17 protein-coding genes and 1 pseudogene are annotated in these 18481 nt (G+C 55.6%); 12 read left to right on the forward strand and 6 right to left on the reverse strand.

The window, feature by feature from the left end:
* The 6 genes from GR198_RS18685 to GR198_RS18710 all read left to right on the forward strand — a co-directional run bounded on the left by GR198_RS18685 (position 1) and on the right by GR198_RS18710 (position 5620).
* Positions 1–297: a ferredoxin family protein gene (locus GR198_RS18685; RefSeq protein ID WP_018517503.1), complete on the forward strand. Its 297-nt coding sequence runs from the start codon at positions 1–3 to the stop codon at positions 295–297.
* 195 nt (positions 298–492) lie between these two features.
* Positions 493–2052 carry a nif-specific transcriptional activator NifA gene (nifA, locus tag GR198_RS18690; RefSeq protein WP_164021421.1) on the forward strand — a complete coding sequence of 520 codons (1560 nt, stop codon included), beginning with the start codon at positions 493–495 and terminating at the stop codon, positions 2050–2052.
* Positions 2053–2249: 197 nt separating this feature from the next.
* A complete protein-coding gene (nifB, locus tag GR198_RS18695; protein WP_131714151.1) occupies positions 2250–3743 on the forward strand; it encodes a nitrogenase cofactor biosynthesis protein NifB in 1494 nt (497 codons plus the stop codon).
* A 15-nt stretch (positions 3744–3758) separates the two neighbouring features.
* Positions 3759–3953, forward strand: a complete 195-nt coding sequence (locus tag GR198_RS18700; RefSeq protein ID WP_018484288.1) for a 4Fe-4S dicluster domain-containing protein — start codon at positions 3759–3761, stop codon at positions 3951–3953.
* Positions 3954–4227: 274 nt separating this feature from the next.
* Positions 4228–4434: a putative nitrogen fixation protein NifT gene (gene nifT, locus GR198_RS18705; RefSeq protein ID WP_027667872.1), complete on the forward strand. Its 207-nt coding sequence runs from the start codon at positions 4228–4230 to the stop codon at positions 4432–4434.
* Between the two features lie 136 nt (positions 4435–4570).
* Positions 4571–5620, forward strand: coding sequence for a class I SAM-dependent methyltransferase (locus GR198_RS18710; RefSeq protein ID WP_131714150.1), 1050 nt, complete (start codon positions 4571–4573; stop codon positions 5618–5620).
* Between the two features lie 92 nt (positions 5621–5712).
* Here GR198_RS18710 and GR198_RS35885 read toward each other — a convergent pair.
* The 6 genes and pseudogenes from GR198_RS35885 to GR198_RS18740 form a co-directional block, all read right to left on the reverse strand.
* Positions 5713–5934, reverse strand: a pseudogene (locus tag GR198_RS35885) (DUF982 domain-containing protein); the annotation flags it as partial.
* Between the two features lie 655 nt (positions 5935–6589).
* Complete coding sequence (locus tag GR198_RS18720) at positions 6590–7369, reverse strand: ABC transporter permease (RefSeq protein ID WP_018517100.1); 780 nt, start codon at positions 7367–7369, stop codon at positions 6590–6592.
* 3 nt (positions 7370–7372) lie between these two features.
* Entirely contained in the window at positions 7373–8407 is a 1035-nt protein-coding gene (gene nodI / locus GR198_RS18725; protein WP_131602520.1) for a nodulation factor ABC transporter ATP-binding protein NodI, read from the reverse strand.
* Positions 8408–8444: 37 nt separating this feature from the next.
* Positions 8445–9722 (reverse strand): chitooligosaccharide synthase NodC, encoded by a 1278-nt coding sequence (nodC, locus tag GR198_RS18730; RefSeq protein ID WP_131599292.1) that lies wholly within the window; start codon positions 9720–9722, stop codon positions 8445–8447.
* Positions 9723–9744: 22 nt separating this feature from the next.
* Positions 9745–10395, reverse strand: coding sequence for a chitooligosaccharide deacetylase NodB (gene nodB, locus GR198_RS18735; protein WP_131599290.1), 651 nt, complete (start codon positions 10393–10395; stop codon positions 9745–9747).
* Positions 10392–10982, reverse strand: coding sequence for a NodA family N-acyltransferase (locus GR198_RS18740; RefSeq protein ID WP_018068349.1), 591 nt, complete (start codon positions 10980–10982; stop codon positions 10392–10394). The genes nodB and GR198_RS18740 overlap by 4 nt, the downstream gene beginning before the upstream one ends.
* 257 nt (positions 10983–11239) lie before the next feature.
* Here GR198_RS18740 and nodD1 point away from each other — a divergent pair, with 257 nt between their 5' ends.
* From nodD1 to GR198_RS18770, 6 genes are all read left to right on the forward strand, one after another.
* Complete coding sequence (nodD1, locus tag GR198_RS18745) at positions 11240–12172, forward strand: transcriptional regulator NodD1 (RefSeq protein ID WP_018484279.1); 933 nt, start codon at positions 11240–11242, stop codon at positions 12170–12172.
* A 660-nt stretch (positions 12173–12832) separates the two neighbouring features.
* A complete protein-coding gene (locus GR198_RS18750) occupies positions 12833–13111 on the forward strand; it encodes an acyl carrier protein (RefSeq protein WP_018068347.1) in 279 nt (92 codons plus the stop codon).
* A complete protein-coding gene (locus GR198_RS18755) occupies positions 13112–14323 on the forward strand; it encodes a beta-ketoacyl-[acyl-carrier-protein] synthase family protein (protein WP_018068346.1) in 1212 nt (403 codons plus the stop codon).
* Between the two features lie 381 nt (positions 14324–14704).
* The gene (nodL, locus tag GR198_RS18760; RefSeq protein WP_164069370.1) at positions 14705–15277 is read left to right on the forward strand and encodes a nodulation O-acetyltransferase NodL; all 573 of its coding nucleotides are present in this window, start codon (positions 14705–14707) and stop codon (positions 15275–15277) included.
* A 599-nt stretch (positions 15278–15876) separates the two neighbouring features.
* Complete coding sequence (gene glmS / locus GR198_RS18765) at positions 15877–17703, forward strand: glutamine--fructose-6-phosphate transaminase (isomerizing) (protein WP_164069371.1); 1827 nt, start codon at positions 15877–15879, stop codon at positions 17701–17703.
* 76 nt (positions 17704–17779) lie between these two features.
* On the forward strand, positions 17780–18265 hold the full coding sequence (locus GR198_RS18770; protein WP_018068343.1) for a MaoC family dehydratase: 486 nt from the start codon (positions 17780–17782) through the stop codon (positions 18263–18265).
* Positions 18266–18481: the final 216 nt, after the last annotated feature.

Raw genomic sequence — 18481 nt, forward strand, 5'->3', positions numbered from 1 at the left:
ATGAAGGCGACCACCATTGAGCGCATTGAGGATAAGCTGTACCAAAACCGATATCTCGTCGATACTGGACGCCCACACATTACGGTGCGGCCGCATCGGTCGCCAAGCCCAAGCCTGCTCGCCTTGACGCAAATCTGTCCGGCCAAATGCTACGAGGTGAACGAAATTGGTCAAGTGGCGATTGTTTCGGATGGCTGCTTGGAATGCGGCACATGCAGAGTGTTATGCGAAGCGAGTGGCGACATAAAGTGGAATTATCCCCGGGGAGGGTTCGGGGTCCTCTTCAAATTCGGGTGAGGAGTCCCTACCTCCGGCGGGATAGCAGCGATCGATCCAGCTGCATTAGCGGCGGCGATTGAATGTGCATCCACTCAACCTTTCGAAAGGCTAATTTTTGCGCCGTCGATAACACGTATTTTTAACCTAGGAATATGCGTTAGCATATTTCGCGAACCAGGGTAAAAAGCAGTGCACCCTCCCCTGTTTGTAGGCATGATTAAACCAGAGGCGCGGCTCCATATTCTCTACGACATCTCCAAAGAGCTTATCTCTTCTTTTCCTCTAGACAACTTGCTGAAGGCTGCCATGAACGCCCTCGTCGAGCATCTGCGATTGCGCGACGGCGGAATCGTGATTCACGGCTCCGGAGGAGAGCCTTGGATAAACGTACGGGCTCCCATTGGGGACGACGTTCGCTCACGTTCTCTGACGATTGAACAGGCGGACGCAATAAATCGTGTCATCGCTAGCGGTGAGAAGCACTTTGGGAAAAATTCTGTCGTTCTCCCCGTTAAAGTAAACCGGAAAGCAATCGGCGCGTTGTGGATTGATTTCGCGCAGAAAAGCGGAGCTCAGGACGAAAGCCTTCTGGCAATGATTGCCGTCCTGATCGGCTTAACCTGCCAGCGCGATCGCGAATTGTGCAGCGACGGCGGCTCAGTCGCCGAGGAACAACAAGCAGGACAGATTCCGAAAATCAAACCGAAGCCTCATCCCACCCAACTCGATAAAATCGACTGGATCGTTGGGGAGAGCCCCGCGATCAAAAGGGTATTAGCTACCACCAATATCGTGGCCGCGACGAACTCCGCGGTGCTCTTGAGAGGCGAGAGCGGCACTGGCAAGGAATGCTTTGCTAGAGCAATACACGCATTATCGATACGGAAAAGCAAGGCGTTTATTAAGTTGAATTGCGCCGCGCTGTCGGAAACCGTTCTGGAATCCGAATTGTTTGGCCATGAGAAGGGCGCTTTCACTGGCGCTCTCCTTCAACGAGCTGGACGTTTCGAACTGGCCAATGGCGGAACGCTGTTGCTTGATGAAATTGGCGATGTATCACCACAATTCCAGGCGAAGTTATTGCGCGTGTTACAGGAAGGCGAATTCGAACGTCTCGGCGGAACGAAGACATTGAAAGTAGACGTTCGAGTTATATGCGCCACCAACAAAAACCTTGAAATGGCCGTCCTTCGAGGGGAGTTCAGAGCCGACCTCTATTACCGGATCAATGTGGTGCCCATCACTTTGCCGCCGCTTCGGCAGCGCGACGGAGACATTTCGCTTCTAGCGCAAGTGTTCCTCGAGCAATTCAACAAGGCAAATGATCGAAATTGCGACTTCGGGCCGTCGGCAATAGACATTTTGTCGAAATGCGCCTTCCCCGGCAATGTTCGCGAGCTGGACAACTGCGTTCAAAGGACCGCCACTCTCGCCAGTTCAAATACCATCACTTCATCGGATTTTGCCTGTCAGCAAGACCAGTGTTCTTCGGCGCTCCTCCGGAAAGCCGACGGCGACGGTATTGGCAACGACGCGATGCATGGTCTCGACCCGCGAGATACAATGTCGGGCGGACTGGGCGCCCACGCAGGCACTCCCAGCGGTGCCGCAGCCACAATCGAGGCAGCGGGCCTCACCGAGCGTGATCGGCTGATCAACGCAATGGAGAGGGCTGGTTGGGTACAGGCCAAAGCGGCTCGTATCCTGGGTAAAACGCCGCGGCAGGTCGGCTATGCGCTACGCCGGCATCGTATCGATGTGAAGAAGGAGTGACGGCGATCGCCAAGAACTCCGTAAGCGTGGCCCAACGACTTCGGGCGCGATCTATTTTCATTTCTACAAGACATCTCCGGCAGCAAACGGGGAAACGAGCGGTAAGGCGACATAAGCGCTGAAACAATAATAGTTCATCGACCTGAATCTCTCTTGCTTTTGGAGCTGTAACCTTTCCTCAACAGTGGAACAGTGCGATGTGGGAACCGGAAATAAAGGTCGGGACGACCAGCAGTGCCCCCTCCCACCGGGCGCCGATGGCTCCCGCTATGCCCGGTGGCCGCGCATCTTCGTCCTATGGCCTTTCGGTGACGGATGACAAAGATGCGCGGATCTGGGAGAGAATTAAAGATCATCCCTGCTTTTCAGAGCAAGCCCATCACTATTTCGCTCGCATGCATGTCGCGGTCGCACCTGCGTGCAACATCCAGTGCAACTACTGCAATCGCAAATATGATTGCACCAACGAAAGCCGTCCCGGGGTCGCATCAGTAAAGCTAACTCCCGACCAGGCACTACGCAAGGTGCTTGCCGTCGCCAGCAAAGTGCCGGAGCTTTCCGTAATCGGCGTTGCCGGACCGGGCGACGCTTGTTACGACTGGAGGAAGACCGTAGCGACGTTTGAAGGAGTTGCGAGAGAAATACCTGACATCAAACTATGCATCTCCACCAATGGATTGGCGCTTCCGGATCATGTCGATGAGCTAGCTGACATGAATATCGATCACGTGACGATCACCATCAACATGGTGGATCCGGTAGTCGGGGCGAAGATCTATCCGTGGATACTCCACGGGCATCGTCGATACACTGGCATAGAAGCTGCCAGGATCCTTCACGAGCGCCAAATGCTGGGTTTGGAATTGCTGACCAAGCGCGGCATCCTCACCAAAATCAATTCGGTTATGATTCCAGGCGTCAATGACACGCACCTGGTCGAAGTTAACCGATGGATCAGAGACCGCGGCGCATTCATGCACAATGTGGTGCCCCTGATTTCCAAGCCTTCGCATGGTACTTATTACGGTCTTACGGGTCAGCGTTGCCCGGAGCCGTTCGAACTGAAGGCACTTCAAGATTGTCTCGATGGCAACGTCAAGCTTATGCGTCACTGCCAACAATGCCGGGCCGACGCCATCGGTTTGTTGGGCGATGATCGCGAGCGAGAGTTTGCCCTCGACCAGATCTCTACCAAAGTTGAATTCGACCCCAGCAAGCGCGAGGCCTATCGCAAGCTGGTCCAGCACGAGCGAGGGGATCAACTGGCAGCAAAATTGGACGCGAACAAAGCAGTCAAGTCACTTGGTTCTTCGCGAACCCTTGCTGTTGCCGTGGCGACTAAAGGTGGCGGCCGGATCAACGAACATTTCGGTCAGGCAAGGGAACTCCAAGTGTATGCAGTCTCACGAAAGGGGATCAACTTGGTGGGACACCGCAAGGTCGAGCAGTATTGCCTCGGTGGTTTAGGCGAGAAGGCCACTCTCGATCACACTATCGTTGCACTCGACGGCATCGACATTCTGCTTTCTTCCAAAATCGGCGATTGCCCAAAGAAGCGGCTGGCAGAAACTGGCGTGCGAGCCAGTGACGCATTTTCCTATGATTACATCGAGACTGCGATTGGCGCGCTATACGCCGCCGAGTTTGGCGGCAAACCGGCGATGCCGACGGCTTTAGGCCCCTCTAATTGAATCAGGAGCTAAAACATGGCCTTCAAGATCATTATATCCCAATGCACCCAGTGCGGCGCTTGCGAATTTGAATGTCCCTCAGATGCGATCAGTTTCAAAGGTGAGGGATATGTTGTGGATTCAAAAAAATGTACCGAGTGCAGGGGTGAGTTCGACACGCAACAATGCGCTTCGGTGTGTCCGATGCCGAAGACCTGCGTCCCTGCCTGATCGTCACCAGACTAAAGCGCAAAGAATGGGACGAGTGGCCAGTGGTCTCCTAGGCGAATATGAGGTTAAAAATTCACGTACCACCAATATCCCATCCAGTGAGCGATGCGCGCAACCTGAGTAGCCGACGTTGGCCCCGGAACGGATGCCGTCCAAATTTCAGACAGAGCCATAACGGAGATATCGGCCTGGGCAGATGTCGTACTGAATTAACAGGCTTTGATAACGCTCGACTTCCGGAGCTCCAAAGCCGCCGCAGCGAGAAGGGACATGCATGAGAGTGACAATCAGCAGAACTGACGTCGGCTTATCGGTCTATATTCACAAGAAAGACCTCGAGGAACCGATCATTTCGGTTGAGCACAAAAACCTATGGGGCGGCTTCATTTTGCTGAAAAATGGATGGCGGATTGCCCTCCCCGACCTATCGCAGAACAGGCGGCTGCCCGTTACTGTCGACGCGAGGAGGCTACCCAGTTAGCGTGTGCGCGGCTTGATAGATGTGCGTGGATGCGAAGCGCAAGCGGGCATACACCCCGAATATAGGGCATCGAGTTCACGATCCCTTGAAGGCGGTCATCGGCAGGAGGCCGCCCATAAATCAGGAGGAATCCGATATGACGCAACTCAACGAAACCACGCTCAAGGACCTCGTGGACCGCATCCTTGGCGATATTGGCGGAGCGGTCAGCGTGCCGCTGGTACGGATTGGAGATGCTCTCGGGCTATACAGGACACTTAAGGAGATCGGGCCGGTGAAGGCCGACGAACTTGCCGATGCCTCGGGATGCGCACCTCGCTATGTGCGCGAGTGGCTGGCGGCACAGGCTGCCTCAGGTTATGTGCACCATGAGCGAGGATTGTTCTCGCTGACGCCCGAACAGGCCTTCGTGTTTGCCGAGCCGGACAGCCCGGTCAATCTGATCGGCGCGTTCGATACCGCTGCTGCGATGGTCGAAAACCAACTGAAGGTGCAAGCCGCCTTCAAAACCGGCCGAGGCGTTGCCTGGGGCGATCAGGCCGGCTGCATGTTCTGCGCCGTCGCACGCCTATTCCGCCCAGGTTACGTCAATGCCCTTGTGCAGGACTGGCTGCCGGCGCTGGACGGTGTCACCGATAGGTTGAAATCGGGTGCAACGGTGGCCGACGTCGGATGCGGGCACGGTGTATCGACGGTGCTGATGGCGCAGGCGTTTCCCAATTCCCGCTTTGTGGGCTACGACTTCCATCCAGGCTCGATTGCCGCTGCTAAAGCGCACGCTGAGGCGCACGGGTTGACGAACGTGCAGTTCGAGGTGGGCCGGGCGGAGGATTTCGACGGCCGGGATTTCGACTTGATCACCTGCTTCGACTGCCTGCACGACATGGGCGACCCGAAAGCCGCGGCGTCTCATATCAGAAAGGCGCTGAAGGACGGCGGCACGTGGATGGTCGTCGAGCCGATCGCGGGAGATACGTTGGAGGAGAACATCAATCCGGTCGGGCGCCTCTACTACTCGGCGTCGACGATGATCTGCGTTCCCACCTCGCTTGCGCAGGAGACAGGGCTGGCGCTAGGCGCGCAGGCAGGCGAACGGCGGCTGACCGAGGTGATCCGGTCCGGCGGCTTCACCCATATCAGGCGCGCGGCCCAGAGCTCGCTCAACATGGTGCTCGAAGCAACCTGATGGCAAGGAGTGGCGCGTCCGTGTCCGGCCAGCTGGGGCGGGCGCTCCGCGCAGACGTGACGTCGAAAGCGGGTAGCCTTTGAGATTCGGACTATCCTGGGGCTCGAGGGCAGATCCGGTCGTCGCGCTCTAACTCCCTGCCGGACGAGAGAGAGCTGCGATACCCGCCTCATCGGCCACATGCAGAAGCGCTTACCGGAGTTGTTCCGGGGCAGTCTTACCGCTCAATGCGTCGACGCAAGCTTTGACGGCAGCCACATATTCCTCGCCGTCATAGCGTCGTTGATCAAGAGACGCGCCGCGTTGTCCAGCGTGCCTTGGGCCCAGCGTGCTTCGTCGTTGACTGTATCGCCTCTATCCTGCGCCATTTTAGCCGAGTGGCTTTCTGACGGGACCGTAACGGTATTCGAGAGGCAATTGAAAGTGAGGCGAGACACCGTCCGAAGATGGCTCGCTCAGTTGTTGGGCCTGACCTTGCTCGAAAGTTTTTCGGAGTTCCCTCCAACAGTTTTGTGACGTGGCGGATCTCGTCACTGATCAGATTAAGGCTGGCTTAGGGGAATTGCCAGACTGTCTGTTGCTTTCTCTAGCCGATAACGTGGCGGTTCCGGCCTAGGTTTCTGTGGGTCATGTCATCGAGGATTGTGTCGTCCCTAGAAACCGCAAGATCGCGTACAGACCAACGGCTATCGCCGACCCTGATTGATCAGCTGACGGGGCTCGGCAGCACGGTCGTCATCGGCGGCATCGCTGGGCTCACGCAGACCATGCTGGCCGAGGCTGGAAAAATGGTCGTTTGACCTTGGCATTAGGCCGCGCAATCGTAGTGAGGTGCTGACGGTGGCAGCCGTAGCAAATTGGTGAGGCGGCATCACGCCGCTGGAGCCGGGGGTCGTCGCTGCCCCAATATGGTTAGCGGTGATGGCCGCGGAGACGCGATGTGCCCTTTTACTTGCTAAGCAGCATTCTTCACCGCATCAGTCGCCGCCGAAGCAATGCGGTAGACAAGAAGAATGGTACGACTATGTAGATGCAGAGAACGCCGATGTGCAGGCAGACATTGGTGATTGGTTGGCCCAGCATCGTCGGGCGGATAACATCTACCGCATGTGCCAAGGGCAAGAACGCCGCAAGCTGCTGGAATGCTACAGGCAATTGGTCGATGGGAAAGACTGCGCCTGATAAGAACAACATCGGTGTGATGACAAGCGTTTGATAAAATATGAAATAATCGTAGCTGGGCGCGAGGGCCGTGACCACCATACCAAGGCTCGCAAAGGCAAAGCCAGTAAGGGCAATGACCGGAAGAGCATAGAGAAGAGACAGCCAGTGAGTGTATCCCAACATGGCGGCGACGATACCAATGCCGGTGCCTGCGAGCGACGCCTTAGTTGCCGCCCACGCCATTTCCCCAACGACGATATCCCCTAGCCTGAGCTGTGTGTACAACATTGCTTCCCAGGTGCGCTGGCCCTGCATTCGGCCAAAGGCCGCATAGATAGTCTCGAAAGTTGCAGCAGTCATCGCGCTTGTCGCGATCATTCCAGCCGCCAAAAATGCGGTGTACGATACGCCGTCAACGTGCCCTACCATCACTCCCAATCCAGCGCCGAGCCCGAATAGGTATATTATGGGATCGGCTAGATTTCCGAGAATGGATGCCAGCGCCGCTTTTTTCCAAGCCAGATAGTTTCTGCGCCAAACTGCGAGCCAGTTCAAACCGCCAGCGGGTAATGTTGCTACGCTCATCGTCTACTTCTCCATCTCGCGTCCGGTTAACCGCAAGAAGACATCCTCTAGATTTGGTGGACGCTCCAGCAAGCGCAGGCCCGAATATCCACGCAGTTGCGCGCGCACCTGCTCTGGATCAGGCGTGTAGCAGAACAGGGTCTCTCCGCTGATTTCCAGTCGCCTAGCGTTTGGCCTGATCAAAAGACTAAGCTCCTGCGGATCGCCACCATAAATTTCGATCACGGGACAGCCAATCTGCTCCTCGATCAGGGCATGCGGTCGGCCTTCGGCGATCTTTTGCCCAGCTTCAAGCACGCACAGCCGGTCGCACAACCGCTCAGCCTCTTCCATGATATGGGTGGTCAGAAGAATTGTCTTACCTCGTGCCAATAGCGATCGAAGTCGTTCCCAGATCAAGTGGCGCGCGTGTGGGTCGAGACCAGTGGTCGGCTCGTCCAAAATGAGTAGCTGCGGGTCATTAATGAGCGCACGCGCCAAAGTGAGGCGCCGCTTCATCCCTCCAGATAGGTCTGCCACACGCGTATTCGCCTTGCTCTCAAGTCTCGCAAATTCAAGCAGCGACGGGATGACCGCTTCGATTTCTCGGGTGCTCATACGGAAGTAGCGGCCGTATACTAAAAGGTTTTCGCGAACCGTGAATTCCAAGTCGAGATTATCGAACTGTGACACGATCCCGATTTTCGCGCGTGCCAAGCGAACCTGGCCCGGCTCCTGCGCTCCGAGTACAGTGATCTTGCCTGCACTTGGCGACGTCATTCCTAGGATCATACGGGTGATCGTACTTTTACCTGCGCCGTTCGGTCCTAAAAGACCAAAACACTCTCCTGCGGCGATAGTAAACGACAAGTCATTGACGACGACTTTACCACCATATGATTTCGAAACGCCGGCCAGGTCGATTGCGACTGGGGACAACGAGCCAGAAGGCGAGTCTATAGCCTTAAATTTCGAACGGCCCTGCCGCTCCGATATGATGATATGATCCTGGTGCGGATCAGCGATTGTCGTCTTCAAATTCGCCAATTGCCCGTTCATTTCTTGTCCCAAATTTTGAGCTGCGGTGACCCGTTCATCACTCGCCACTATAGGCAATTTCAGATGTCGCCCGCCCTGGCATTTTGGTGGCGCCCTGCTGACCAACAGTGGGCGCAGTAGCGACTGATCCGCGCGACAGCCAGTCGCTATTGGACAAGGTACAAAGGGCATAGGCCTTCAAGGGAATTAAGAGAAAGATGTTCACGAGCGTGTGGAGAGCAAAACCCAGAAACCTAAGTTCGCGGGCGCGATAGGCAGCCACGCTGCATCGTACAAGAGTCATGGATCCGATCACCAGGATCGTCCACCATGGTACTGTGGCGGTCAGCGCAAACTGGCCAATACCCGTCAATACCGACAGCGCAAGAAGCAGAAGGCCGCCATTTTGCCCGATTACGTCCAGAGTGAGATACCGATCGAGGCCAGGCAGTATGGGGAGCGCAAGCAATGTATCCCGAAAGGTGCTGCGTGCCCACCGTAGTTGTTGACGCAAATAAACACCCATTGTGTCAGGAACGACTGTCGCCGCGATGGCGCTCGGAACATACTCAGTTCGAAAGCCTGCGCTCAGCATGAGAATCGTCAAATGGCGATCTTCGCCGAAGTCACTCGGCTTGCCGCGATAAAGCTGCGTCTCGTACTGATCGAGCAGCGAAAGCATAGCAGACCGACGGTACATCGCACATGGGCCGCAGCAACACATAACTGCACCGAAGCGAGCTTGTGCCGCGCGCTCCTCGTTACAGGCAAGCCAGTACTCCATGTCAATCAAGCGAGTTAGCCAGGTGTCCGCCTGGTTACTGGCTTTCATTTGGCCCATCACCGCACCGACCGTTGGATCGCGCATCTTGTGGGAGAGCTTCGAAACGACGTCGGGGGCGATCGTCGTGTCTGAGTCCACATTCAAGATGAGGTCCCCAGAGGACTGGGTTATAGCGGCGATTTGCGCTTTGCGCTTTCCAACATTTTTAGCGAGAATTGTGAAGTTGAATCTTTCATCGTCTGCATAGGCAGCGCGCTGAGCCTCCACCGCGTCGCGATTTTTGGAACCGTCGTCGACTACATAAAAACGCAATTTTCCAGCGTAATCCTGTTCCGCGAGAGACGCGAGGCATTCGGAGAGAACGATTGGGTCCTCATTGAAGCACGGCACAATGACATCAACGCTTGGTAGACGGGTGGTTTCGACGTCTTTCGCAGGTGTTGTTGGGATCGTTGTCCGCCGAGCATGAAAGACCTGCGCGCTCTTGTAAACGGTGGAGAGCATTGCATAAAGTGAAACGGCGGCGATGCTGGTTGTTGCGAGCAGGGTCATGGTTTCTCGTTTGTCCAGTGTTTCAGGGAAGTGAACGAATTTCGAATCCGCGGCTATGCAGTGCCGGAATAATTCGAGAGAGTGCTAACAGCGTCTGGTCCCGCAGTCCGGCAAGCGAGCATTGCTCAACCTCATCGGGAGGACACCCGTCGTGCAAAAGCACGATTGCCCCAGGCCGAGCAGCATCAAGCACCTCATCAACGATCACGTCGACGCCCGGGCAAGACCAATCTCTAGGGTCGGCCGACCAGTGCACGGCTCCAAGTCCAGCCCTCAACGATGCTGAAAGAACGTCTTCAGTCCAAACCCCGTAAGGCGCTCGTAAGTGCCGGACCAAGGCTTGGGGACAGGCCGAGACAATGGCTTGATGCGCCTCGTCTATTTCACGTTTAACATCCTCGGGACCGCAGGTGGCAAGATCGGGATGCGTCATGGTATGATTGGCGACATCGTGACCTTCCGCCACAATACGTCGGATGAGTTCTGGGTGATCCTTCACGTATGAACCGATGGCAAAAAATGTCGCCGGGACGCGGTGCTCAGCTAGAACATCCAGGATTTGCGGCGTGCAGAATGGATTAGGACCATCATCGAACGTCAAGTAAACGCAGCGATCTTCCTGGCCGCTTGTGTGATTGACCAATACTTCGCTCATATAGGCAGGCCGCTTCATAGTTCCGACCCGTTTCGTTCAATCAACGAGCCCGCAGGCCACTCCGTCATTGGACGGTCGAGGGGAACTACCAAAACGAGGACATCTTCAGTGCGCGTGGCTGGCAGGTCGGAATGCGCGTCTGGAAGCGTTGAGCGCACACGTAGCCCGGTCATCATATTGGCGGTACCGTCTCGGCAGTATCTTTCCATATGATTCCGCATGGCGTGGCGAACTGTTCCAAAGGCAAATGGAACGCTCAACTCGCGCAGAACCGGAAACATAGCGCGGACCGAGTGGGCGATGCCTAATCCCTCTAGATCAGGCCGCACTCCGTACAGACCTAGCTCGGCCACAAGCAAATCAGTCGTGCCGACCTTTATGAAACGTCGTAACACGCCCATGTGGCTAGCTACGCCGCGAGAGTCGTATGCGATTGCGCGGCGTTCGGGCCTCGCACCACCCCAGCTTCGCCCAGTCTCGAACGGCTTGGCATTGAAAGCTCCCGTCGGCCCATAGGTCTTGCAAAAAAACTCAGCGAGTTCCGCGTGGTCTGAGGCTTCCAGCTCATTTTCCCAGCATATTTTCCATCGCACTTCAGAAGACATGCAAAAAGCTCCACATTGTTTCTTCACCCAGCCACGATCAGAGGTGCGCGTGATTGTTGCGCATCACTATTGGATTGCCGGTTTGACAATCGAGCGGTTAAGAGAATTAAGAATTCAAATCGGGCCCCTGCCCGGCATTTCGTTTTTTCGTTCGCGGCCTTGATATTGATCAAGTTCCGGCTTTTCTATAAGTGATCCGAAAGATTGGTAAAATTGATTGTTTGGATGGCAATCATCTATGGAATGGATATAAACTTATGCGTTTTAAAGGCCTCGATCTTAATCTTCTTGTAGCGCTCGACGCTCTAATGACCGAGCGCAAGCTCACAGCAGCGGCACGCAGCATCAACCTCAGTCAACCCGCGATGAGCGCTGCTATCTCTAGGTTGCGCGACTATTTCCGCGACGACCTTTTTATCATGCAGAGACGGGAGCTAATTCCGACCCCGCGTGCAGAGGCACTTGCCCCCGCTGTTCGCGAGGCCCTCTTGCATATTCAGCTTTCCGTCATCGCATGGGATCCAATAAACCCTGCGGAGTCCGACCGCCGATTCAGAATTATCCTTTCAGATTTCATGGCCTTGGTCTTCTTCGAAAAAATCATAGTGCGCTTAGCTCGGGAGGCGCCAGGGGTCAGCTTCGAGTTGCTGCCACTTGACGACGATCCCGAGGAGCTTCTCCGCCGCGGGGATGTTGATTTTCTGATCCTACCCGATCTATTCATGTCTGGCGCCCATCCGAAGGCAAGGCTTTTCGAAGAGAGACTGGTGTGCGTCGGCTGCTCCACGAACGAGCAGTTGCAAGGGAAGCTCTCCCTGGAGCAATATATGTCCATGGGACATGTTGCGGCTAAGTTCGGACGTGGTCTTAAGCCTTCCGTTGAGCAATGGTTATTGCTGCAGCACGGCCTCAAGAGGCGTATTGAACTCGTCGTCCCGGGGTTTAACTTGATCCCGCCGTTGCTGTCAGGCACTAATCGAATAGCAACCATCCCCCTGCGGCTGGTCAAACATTACGAACAAACTATTCCCCTGCGGATTATTGAGCATCCTTTGCCACTTCTTTCGTTCACTGAGGCTGTCCAATGGCCGGCTCTTCACAACTCTGATCCTGGAAACATATGGATGCGCGAGATTATGATCCAAGAGGCTTCGCGCATGGAATCCGAGACCGAAAGTTGTACGTCTTAAGCGACCCCCCGGGGTCATTTCACAGCCGCAGTAGTTAGACGGGCGCTGATCATTGGAACCTATGCATTCGGTCCCCAAACGAGGCATCACGTTACAGGCGGGCCCCGCTGCCTCAGCTCATCTAGCGATCGAAGCCATTGTGCCGAGAGCCATCGTTTCTACCTGAAAAGGTGCCATTTGTTTGCTTTCCCTGGCTTAATGCAAAAGTGATCAGAACTTTATTCCTGTCACTTATGTTCGGCTCATTGCTGAAAACCAGCATCACGTCGCGGCGACTTCACCGACCTCCCGCACATGCTTCCTGCGCCGCACTGACAACGCGCCGGCCCGGGAAAGCGGCCAAAGCTCAATTCTTTCGAACGGCGTAATCACGCTTTTCCTGGAGGGTTTGCAACTGCGCCGGCGCATGAATTCAGCTGCGGCAATGCCCGAGCCACAATCCATAGCGTGGATGCTTTTGATCCACACAATCAATTTTACCAATCATTCCACATGATCCATAGCAGGGCAACCGCGCGGTGACGTTCCGGTAAGTTTATCGTTTTCTGTCGTCACTTCGCAGACGAGCCGGAACATCTTCCGATGTTAGCAGCAATTAGATCGAGCCTTCTCGCAAGGCCGTCGGCTTGTCGAAATTAGGCATGATGGAAAGGAATACAAATGGCTGATCAACTCACACTGGAAATTATCAGTGCGATCAATAAGCTCGTCAAAGCGGAAAACGCCGAGAGAACGACCGTAGCGCTCGGCGAAATAACGACTGACACTGAGTTGACTTCGCTTGGCATCGATTCGCTGGGTTTGGCCGATGTCCTTTGGGATCTGGAGCAAATCTACGGCATTAAGATCGAGATGAATACGGCCGATGCCTGGTCGAACCTCAACAATATCGGCGACGTGGTGGAAGCCGTCCGTGGCTTGCTCACCAAGGAGGTCTGAATGGACAGGCGCGTCGTTATCACCGGATTGGGCGGACTGTGCGGACTAGGCACCGATGCTTCCTCTATCTGGACGGAGATGCGCGAAGGCCGCTCCGCCATCGGCCCGATCTCAAACTCAGAGATTCATGAGCTGAAGGGGATGATCGGGACCGAGATCAAGGTGCTGCCTCAACACGACATTGATCGCAAACAGCTCATCTCCATGGACCGCTTCAGCCTGCTTGCCGTGCTTGCAGCTAAAGAAGCCATGCTACAGGCCGGCCTTTCGTGCAATGAAGGAAATGCCCACCGTTTCGGCGCGACAGTGGGCGTTGGCTTTGGCGGCTGGGACGCTACCGAGAAGGCCTACCGCACCCTCCTATTGGGCGGCGCGACCCGCACTGAGCTATTCACTGGGGTAAAGGCAATGCCTAGCGCGGCTGCCTGTCAGGTAAGCATGAACCTCGGGCTGCGGGGGCCAGTCTTCGGTGCCACCTCTGCCTGCGCCTCGGCCAACCATGCGATCGCTTCAGCGGTAGATCAGATCAAGCTCGGTAGGGCGGACGTTATGCTAGCTGGAGGAAGCGACGCGCCACTCGTGTGGATCGTGCTTAAGGCATGGGAAGCAATGCGCGTACTCGCTCCAGATACTTGCCGGCCATTCTCCGCCGACAGGAAAGGACTGGTTTTGGGCGAGGGTGCGGGCATGGCCGTGCTGGAAAGCTATGAGCATGCCGCCGCCCGCGGTGCAACGATGCTTGCCGAGGTCGCCGGCATCGGCCTTTCCGCCGATGCCTACCACATCGCTGCACCAGCTGTGCATGGGCCGGAGGCGGCGATGCGCGCCTGCCTTGTTGATGCGGGTTTAAATGCCGAGGATGTAGACTACCTCAACGCCCATGGCACAGGCACCAAGGCCAACGATCAGATCGAAACGACGGCGATCAAGCGCGTCTTTGGTGACCATGCTCGATCGATGTCCATCTCTTCTACCAAATCCACTCACGCGCACTGCCTCGGGGCAGCAAGTGCGCTAGAAATGATTGCTTGCGTGATGGCGATCCAAGAAGATGTCGTGCCGCCGACCGCCAACTATCGCGAGCCGGATCCCGATTGTGACCTGGACATTACGCCAAATGTGCTCCGGGAGCGTAGGGTGCGCGTGGCCATGAGCAACGCCTTCGCGATGGGCGGCATGAATGCTGTCCTTGCGTTCAAGCAGGTGCAATGAAGTGGGATCGTCACGATTGACCCCTTGTAGGGCCACTTCAAATGCCTGAAGCAGGCGCCGCCGATTCCCGTCAGCAAGGTTTCGCTGCAATTCCCCAGATACTCTCGCGTCTGAAAGATGTTCCTCCGCGCAGCCACGTTACTCCGCTTTCACCACGCGTCGCGGGGAGCTGGTGCCTGACTATTTTCGTCGCCGGAGCTCTCACTCGGCTCGCCGGTCGACTAAAGTTGATGCCTCATCCTTTTCTGCCACGAACAAGGAGTGTTACTATCAATTCCACCTCCGCCTGCGCCCGCCATCGTGCCAGGTGCTAGCTAGCTTGATCGCGAAGTAGGCGCACTCAAGTACCGTCATCCCACGAACAAGATCTGAGAAGAGACGATGACACGCAGCCAAAAAGAAAAAATGCTGGCAGGCGAAATGTACAACGCAGCGGACCCCGAGATCGAAGCCGAGCTGCTCCTCACCGGGGCTTGGCTGAAGCGGTACAATGACACGCTGGGCGACACCGCCGAGCGGTGGAATGCGCTCCTTTTAGAACGATTGGGCGCGGTCGGGCTTGGAGCTGTTATTCGTCCGCCGTTCCACTGTGATTACGGGTTTAACATCCGGATCGGAGCTTGGGTTTACATCAACTACAACTGCGTCATTCTTGACGTGGCAGCGGTGACTATCGGTGACGGAACCGCAATAGGCCCCGCTGTGCAGATTTATACCGCGGACCATCCACATGATCCAGAGCAGCGCCAGGCTGGACTGCAGTTGGGACGACCTGTCAGCATTGGCAGGCACGCCTGGATTGGCGGTGGAGCAATCATTCTCCCGGGGGTGACGATTGGCGATCACGCTGTCATTGGCGCTGGTAGTGTGGTGACGCGAGATGTTCCTGCAGGAAGCACGGCCATGGGAAATCCAGCTCGTGTCAAGCCTGGTGGACGCCCGACGCAATCATAAAAGCAGGCGTTGGGGTAAATCCGGCCGTAAGGGGTAGTTTCTTTGCTTGTGCGAATGGAACTTCTGGGCCGCCATGGCCCTTGCGGTTCCAACTGTCGGCACTTTCACTCCGACGTAAATCTCTTTGCAAATGCGGCTGGGCAGTCGAGCTGACCGGTTCGTGATCACGTTTGCAGGCAAAGGGGCAATTACGACTTAGGGTCAACCCGTAGACGCAGACCGCTTCACCTGTAGAAAAACGAATTGTTTTTTCAGTCCGTGGGCACGATGAAAGACAATTCGTCGTGTCGAATGGACATGCGCGCGCGGCATGTCGTCGGCAAATCCCAATCCCTGTTGACTGGAATATCTTTGTCAGAGGCTACGCCCATCATCAGGGCGTAGCCTATCTGTCGACACTTTGCAGAAGGCATCATTCGCTGCGTGCAGCGTTTATCGAACCTATGAGTACGCCGCATCCATGACGTGGATGATAGCTATCGCAACAATCAATTTTACTAATCTGTTTAGATTTATTAGCACCCGCTGGAGGACACGCACCGAGCGGCGTCCGCCTTCCTGATTACCGGTCGGGGGCTATTGGGACATGGGTGACGAGCATGTGTGGGATTGTTGGCATAGTGGGACATAAGCCCGTGTCGGAGCGGCTGATCGAAGCCTTGGAGCGGCTGGAATATCGCGGCTATGATTCAGCCGGCGTTGCTACGATCTTCGAGGGAGAATTGCACCGACGCCGTGCAGAAGGCAAGCTCGTGAACCTTAAAACGAGATTGAAAAAAGAGCCCCTGAGCGGCACCGTCGGCATTGCGCACACACGATGGGCGACCCATGGCGCACCGACAGAATGCAACGCTCACCCGCACTTTGCCGATGGTGTAGCCGTTGTTCATAACGGCATCATCGAAAATTTTTCCGAGCTGAAGGACGGATTGGCGGAAGTAGGGGTCAAGTTTACGACCGACACGGACACCGAGGTGATTGCACATCTCCTGACAAAATTCCGTCGGGATGGCATGGGATGCCTTGAGGCAATGCATGCCATGTTGAAGTGCGTCAAGGGCGCCTTCGCTCTTGCCATCCTGTTTGAGGATGATCCCGCCACCATTATGGTGGCGCGCAATGGACCACCGTTAGTGATAGGCCACGGCGATGGTGAGATGTTTCTAGGCTCCGACGCGATCGCTCTTGCTCCGTTCACCAATGACATCACATATCTGAACGATGGCGATTGGGCTGTTGTAGGCAAAACGAGTGTCCAGGTTTTCGATATCGAAGGCAAAGTCGTTACGCGCCCGCGGCACAGATCGATTGCTACCGCCGACCTGGTCTGCAAGGGCAATCACCGGCACTTTATGGAGAAGGAAATCTACGAGCAACCCGAGGTCCTCGCCGGTGCTCTTGGTCACTACATCAATGTGAACGAAAATCATGTCAAAGCCATTTCAACCGACATCGGTTTTGCCAGGGTTGAGAGCCTCGCAATTTCTGCCTGCGGCACCGCATACCTTGCGGGACTGATTGGAAAATATTGGTTCGAGCGCTACGCACGCTTGACGGTAGAAATTGATGTCGCCTCCGAATTCCGCTATCGAGAAATCCCATTGTCGCCACGGTCGGCAGCGCTCTTCATCTCTCAATCTGGTGAGACGGCTGACACGCTTGCATCGCTCCGGTATTGCAAAGCACAAGGTCTGAGAATTGGTGCTGTCGTCAATACCCCAGAATCAACTATTGCCCGCGAAGCAGATGCCATCTTTCCGATCCTCGCCGGGCCAGAGATCGGCGTTGCTTCTACCAAGGCATTCACATGCCAGCTTGCTGTTCTCGCTGCGCTAGCCATCGGCGCGGGCAAGGCGCGGGGCACAATCACGGACGACGAGGAACAAGTGCTCGTCCAAAGTTTGGCGACGTTGCCGGGCGTTATGCGACAGGTGCTGAACCACATCAAGCCGAAGATCGAGCTCTTGTCACGGGAATTGTCGCATTACCGCGACGTGATTTATCTCGGCCGCGGCACGAGTTTCCCATTAGCCATGGAAGGTGCGCTGAAGCTCAAGGAGGTCTCCTATATCCATGCTGAAGGTTATGCAGCAGGAGAATTAAAACACGGTCCGATCGCCCTGATCGATGAAAATATGCCAGTCATCGTCATCGCGCCACATGATCGGTTCTTCGATAAGACTGTCTCCAATATGCAGGAAGTGGCCGCCCGCGGCGGCCGCATCATTCTGATCACCGACGAGACGGGAGCTTCGATGTCGAAACTCCCCACCATGCACACTATCGTATTACCCAATGTCGAGGAGATTATCGCGCCGATGATCTTTTCTCTGCCGCTACAGCTTCTTGCGTATCACACGGCAGTGGTCATGGGGGCAGATGTGGACCAGCCGCGGAATCTAGCTAAGTCAGTCACAGTCGAATGATTGTGACGATTGGTTAAATCGCAACTCGCTCCGAGAAAATCCACGACTTGATCAGTCATCAAATAAGTGAGGTCGAATGCACGAACTTTCGCTCGCCGACGTGCCGTCGCGAATTGGCCAGGAACTCGGCAAATCCGAATGGATCACCGTTGATCAAACTACAATCGATCTCTTTGCCGACGCGACACACGATCATCAATTCATCCACGTGCACCCGGAACGCGCGGCAGTCGAAAGCCCGTTTGGTGGCACGATCGCTCATGGCTTCTTAACACTCTCGCTTCTGTCGGCGATGAACTTCAGCGGCATGCCAAGGATCCGCGAGCAGACCATGGGCCTTAACTACGGCTTAGACCGGGTGCGTTTCATGTCACCGGTCAAGACCGGCAGTCGTGTGCGCGGTCGCTTCGTTCTCTCTGAATGTCAATTTCGCGGCGCAAGCATGCTGGTGACCACCTACGAGGTGACGGTCGAGATCGAGAACGAGAACCGACCGGCACTCACTGCCAATTGGATCACGATCATTCAGTTTGACCCGAACGACAGGCCTAAAGGCATTTGACGCCAGCCCGCGCCAGTTGCCTGGTCTACGGATAGCATCGCCATGGACCTACGCGCTGTTTTGCATTAAGCGTCTGTTTTCCCTTACGATCGTGCCTTGCGAACGCCTATTGCTTTCGGCAGGTTGATTAGACTTGCGCCGCAAGCAAACCGGCAGACTGCATGATGCGCAACATCTTGGAAAGCGTTGTCAGCGAGATGACTAGGCTCGTTCAAC

Source organism: Rhizobium leguminosarum, assembly GCF_010668065.1.
GTDB lineage: Bacteria > Pseudomonadota > Alphaproteobacteria > Rhizobiales > Rhizobiaceae > Rhizobium > Rhizobium leguminosarum_S.